The organism is Frankia sp. CeRuru1 (genome assembly GCF_977966315.1).
This window is the reverse complement of sequence record NZ_CDWWEW010000398.1, coordinates 1-4,443: the sequence shown is the minus strand read 5'-3', so window position 1 is coordinate 4,443 and position 4,443 is coordinate 1. Positions and strand designations below refer to the sequence as shown.

Sequence of the window (4,443 nt, the reverse complement as noted above, 5' to 3'; positions counted from 1 at the left end):
CATGGGGGATGTCTCCGGGGCGGCGGGCCTCCTGGCGCGCATCGTCCGCCGCGAGGAACGCACGAGCGTCCTGCGGCGCACCCCCGACGACAGCGATCCGGTGGAACGCCCGATCGTCGCGAACGCCGACGTCCTGGTCATCGTCTGCGCGGTCACCGATCCGCCGCCGCGGCCCGGCCTGATCGACCGGTGCCTGGTCGCCGCCTACGACGGCGGGCTCTCCCCGGTCCTGTGCCTGACCAAGACGGATCTCGCGGATCCGGTACCGCTGGTCGAGCTGTACCGCCCGCTCGGGCTCCCCGTCGTGACCACGCGCCCCGGTGGGGACCTGCACGCGCTGCTGGAGCTGCTGACCAATCGGGTCAGTGTGCTGTTCGGGCACAGCGGGGTCGGCAAGTCCACCCTGGTGAACCGGCTGGTGCCGGCGGCGGACCGGGCGATCGGCGAGGTCAACGCCGTGACCGGCCGCGGCCGGCACACCTCGTCGGCCGCTGTCGCACTGCTGCTGCCCCAGGGGGGCACTGTTGTGGACACCCCGGGTGTCCGGTCGTTCGGGCTCGGCGCGGTGTCCCCGGAGCGGGTGCTGCGGGCCTTCGAGGACCTCGCCGCGGCCGCCGCGCACTGTCAGCCCGGATGCGAGCACCTGGCGCCGTCCCCCGACTGCGCCCTGGACTCGGCGGTGCGGGACGGCCATGCCGACGCTGCCCGGCTGGCGAGCCTGCGCCGGCTGCTCGGCGCCCGCGGAGCATCGCCTTGATCGCAATAGATCGGGAGATTAGTCACACTCACCCCGCCACCCGGTGCCCGCCGCCCGGGACCACCGACGCGCGGTGGGGCTCGGCTCGTAGTCTCGCAGGCGTGACCCCGCCTAACCCCACCTCCGTGAGCATCGAACCGACCGCGGACTCCGACACCGTCGCCATCGCCGACGATCTGGCCCTCGCGCTCAGCCTCGCAGACGCCGCCGACCGGATCACTCTTTCCCGATTCCAGGCAGTAGACCTGCATGTCGAGTCGAAGCCGGACAACACCCCGGTCTCCGACGCCGACACCGCCGTCGAGTCCATGATCCGCGAACGGCTCGCTGTGGCCCGGCCGGGCGACGCCGTGCTCGGCGAGGAGGAGGGTCTCGTCGGATCGGGCGCCCGCCGGCGCTGGATCCTGGACCCCGTCGACGGCACCAAGAACTTCGTGCGCGGCGTGCCCGTCTGGGGCACCCTGCTCGGGCTCGAGGTGGACGACGAGATGGTCGTCGGGGTCGCGAGCGCCCCGGCGATGAGCCGACGGTGGTGGGGAGCCCGGGGCACCGGTGCCTTCACTCGCGACGCCACCGGCGACACCCGTGCCCTGAAGGTCTCCTCGGTCACCAGCCTGGGTGACGCCTTCCTGTCCTTCGCCTCCGTCGAAGGCTGGCAGACCGCCGACCGGCTGGAGGAGTTCCTCCACCTCGCCGGCCAGGTCTGGCGGACCCGCGCCTACGGCGACTTCTGGTCACACATGATGGTGGCCGAGGGCGCCGTGGACCTCGCCTGCGAACCCGAGGTGTCGCTCTGGGACATGGCCGCGCTCCAGGTCATCGTCGAGGAGGCCGGCGGCCGGTTCACCGACCTGGGCGGACGCCGGGGACCGGGACACGGCACGGTGCTCACCACCAACGGGCATCTCCACGACGTCGCGCTGCAGTCGTTCAACGGCTCTTCATGATCGGTTTTGCGCATCGTGGTTCCCCCGCCCCCGGCCAGCGGGAGAACTCCCTGCCCGCGTTCCGTCGTGCCCTGGCCGGCGGGGCGAGTGGGCTGGAGTCGGACGTCTGGCTCACCGCCGACGGCGTTCCGGTCCTGCATCATGACGGTGTGTTCGGCCCGCCCGGGCGGCGTCGGCGGATTCCCGACCTGACCGCCGACCGCCTGCCGGGGTGGCTGCCGACCCTCGCGGAGTTCTACGCGGAGCTGGGTACGTCCTTCGAGTTCAGTCTTGACCTGAAGGGCCCGCCAGGCAGTTGGGCGGACGCGGCGGCGGCCGTCGCCGCCGTCGCCCGCGAGGCCGGTGGCGGCGAGGCGGCGAGGCGGCTGTGGCTGTGCGGCGGGCTCACGGACCTCGCGAAATACCGACCGCTGGATGACGATGTCCGGCTGGTGAACTCGACGTCGATCCGCGATATCGTCGCCGGTGGCGGAATGACCGCGTACGGCGATGAACTCCGGGCCGTCGGAGTCACCGCCCTCAACCTGCGCGCGCGTGAATGGACCCCGCCCCGGGCCGGCATCGTCGGTGTTCTCCACAACCTGGGTATCGCCGTGTTCGGGTGGGATGCGCAACGAACAACCACACTGACCCGGCTAGCCGGATACGGGCTCGATGCGGTCTACAGCGACCATCTACGCCGGCTGGTACGCGTGACGGGTGCCACCCGGGCATAGCCAGCAGGGGTGCCCGGCGACGCGACTGTCGTAGGTGCGCCGAGGTCAGACGAATTGGGTAGCCAACCAGGCGAAGTCGTTGATTCAGTTGTGCGCAGAGTGACGCGGCTCCGGCACACCGTCATATCACTGCTGGTTAGGATAGCGTCGCGCAGGCTATAACCGGCGTCACCCTCGAGCGCCAGGGAAAGATCGGTTCCCCGAACCTGCGGATTGACCCACGAAAGGGATAACACTCACTCCCGCGCCGGCGGCCGACGATGGCGCACCGTGGCACTTTCTTGGCACCGGGATGGCGGGAGGCTGCACTCAGTCCTCCTCTGCGACTTTCAGCATCTGCTCCGGAAACCCGGTGCGTTCCGCCACATGCTCGACGGAGTATCCCTGTCGTACCAGGTCACGAGCCTGTTCCAGGGTCCAGCCCCGACCGGGGTCGACCCGGCGGACAACCACCTCACTCGCCTGGCGCCGTTCCTGGGGCCAGCTGAGTCGTGCACGGCGTGCCAAGGGTCGACCTCCGAGATTTGAGAGGACTTTGGTGTTACGCCACCAAGGATAGGCCATATTGACGCCGGCCTGCCCGTTGAACTCCACGATAGCGGGTGCCGAGCAGTTAATGCAGACCCGCGCCGGAAGACAGCGCATCACGCGAAGACCCTGGCCCGAACAGGCGACACGCCAAGAGGTACGAGAGTCCTTGATCCTCGGCTGGCCGGATCCATCGGTGACCGGGAAGACCTTCCGCGAGAGCGGTTCAGCCGAGAACGGCACCGACGCATCTCGCCGGGCGACTTCCCGCAAGGCATGGCTATGGATGGCCAACTGGGTCGTCGATGCATAGCGGGTCCACCCCGATGCGACGGGTCACCTCGGTGAACGTATAACGGCGGATCCCGGCCCCGCCATGGCCGGCGGCCGTGCCCGTTTATCGGCTCCGGGTGAGGCCACGACCCACGGCTTCCGCCGGGGTCGAACGCGCGCCCGACGGCTGGGCTGCGGCCCCGGATGCTTCCGTGGTCCTAGTCGAGCGGCCGTGCTCACGCAGCATCGCCCGCCACTGCTGCGGGGAGTGACTCGCCGGCCGGGTGGTCGCCAGAAAATCCTCGAGAACCGCCCGGAAGCGTTCGGGGTCAGTGTGATGGGGGAAATGCCCGGCACCGGCGAAGATCTCCAGGCGGCTCCCCGGCATCGCCTCGTGCGCCATCCACGCGTGCTCAGCCGGGATGACGGCATCCCGGTCACCCCAGACGATCAGCGAGGGCATCCCAGCGGCGAGGTAGCACCGGTCCAGCATCGTGATGGACTGCCCATGCCCGTCCACCGCCGACCGTAGCGTGCGCAGGAACGCCGCCCGCGCGGTGGGTACGCCCAGCGAGTCGAAGACGTTCAGGAGATCGTCGGCGTCCCGCCCGAGATCGGTGTGCAGCAGGCGCAGCGCGTGCATTCCGGCCCAGCCGGCGACCCGCACCGGCGGCATGCCGATCAGGGACAGCAGCGCCCCGGCTCCAGGCACGGCCGCCGCCCGCAGCGCGGGATGCAGGTGTGGCCCGACCCCGCCGGTGGCGACCAGCACCAACCGCTCGCAGCGCTCCGGGAACTGGTAGGCGAACTGCATGGCCACCCCGCCGCCCAGCGAGTGCCCGACGACCGTGGCGCGCTCGATCCCGAGGATGGTGAGCAGGTCACGCATCCCGCACGCGTAGCCGGCCACCGAGTAGTCACCGCGCGGTTTGTCCGACTCCCCGTGTCCCAGCAGGTCGGGGGCGATGACGGTGTGCCGGCGGGCCAACTCCGGGATGATCGAGGCCCAGGTGCGCGCATTGTCCCCGATGCCGTGGATGAGCAGCAGAACCGGGCCGCGCCCGGCCCGCAGATAGCACCGCCGGTACCCGTGGACCGTGACGAAGCGGGAGGTCAGCGGGCTCACCCGGGGCACGCCGTAGGCACGGCCGCCTTCGGTGCTCGTCATCCCGTCTGCCGATGCCACGACCGAGGCTGGATTCTTCCTCACTCGCCACCACCC

5 protein-coding genes are annotated in these 4,443 nt (G+C 70.4%); 3 read left to right on the top strand and 2 right to left on the bottom strand.

Features of this window, described 5'->3' with window-relative positions:
• From rsgA to AC08OP_RS21230, 3 genes are all read left to right on the top strand, one after another.
• On the top strand, positions 1-757 hold a 757-nt coding region (gene rsgA / locus AC08OP_RS21240), incomplete at its 5' end, for a ribosome small subunit-dependent GTPase A (RefSeq protein WP_476615790.1).
• A 101-nt stretch (positions 758-858) separates the two neighbouring features.
• Positions 859-1,704, top strand: a complete 846-nt coding sequence (gene hisN, locus AC08OP_RS21235) for a histidinol-phosphatase (RefSeq protein ID WP_462186211.1) — start codon at positions 859-861, stop codon at positions 1,702-1,704.
• Positions 1,701-2,420, top strand: coding sequence for a glycerophosphodiester phosphodiesterase (locus AC08OP_RS21230; protein ID WP_476601413.1), 720 nt, complete (start codon positions 1,701-1,703; stop codon positions 2,418-2,420). The genes hisN and AC08OP_RS21230 overlap by 4 nt, the downstream gene beginning before the upstream one ends.
• A 309-nt stretch (positions 2,421-2,729) precedes the next feature.
• Here AC08OP_RS21230 and AC08OP_RS21225 read toward each other — a convergent pair whose 3' ends face one another.
• Together AC08OP_RS21225 and AC08OP_RS21220 are read right to left on the bottom strand one after the other, a co-directional pair.
• Positions 2,730-2,927, bottom strand: coding sequence for a hypothetical protein (locus AC08OP_RS21225; protein WP_476591609.1), 198 nt, complete (start codon positions 2,925-2,927; stop codon positions 2,730-2,732).
• Between the two features lie 418 nt (positions 2,928-3,345).
• Positions 3,346-4,389 (bottom strand): alpha/beta fold hydrolase, encoded by a 1,044-nt coding sequence (locus AC08OP_RS21220; protein WP_462186228.1) that lies wholly within the window; start codon positions 4,387-4,389, stop codon positions 3,346-3,348.
• Between the last annotated feature and the right edge of the window lie 54 nt (positions 4,390-4,443).

Bases quoted from the DNA above. Each gene is read 5' to 3' on its own strand.
- AC08OP_RS21220 (WP_462186228.1), bottom strand. From the start codon at position 4,389: ATGACGAGCACCGAAGGCGGCCGTGCCTACGGCGTGCCCCGGGTGAGC.
- AC08OP_RS21230 (WP_476601413.1), top strand. From the start codon at position 1,701: ATGATCGGTTTTGCGCATCGTGGTTCCCCCGCCCCCGGCCAGCGGGAG.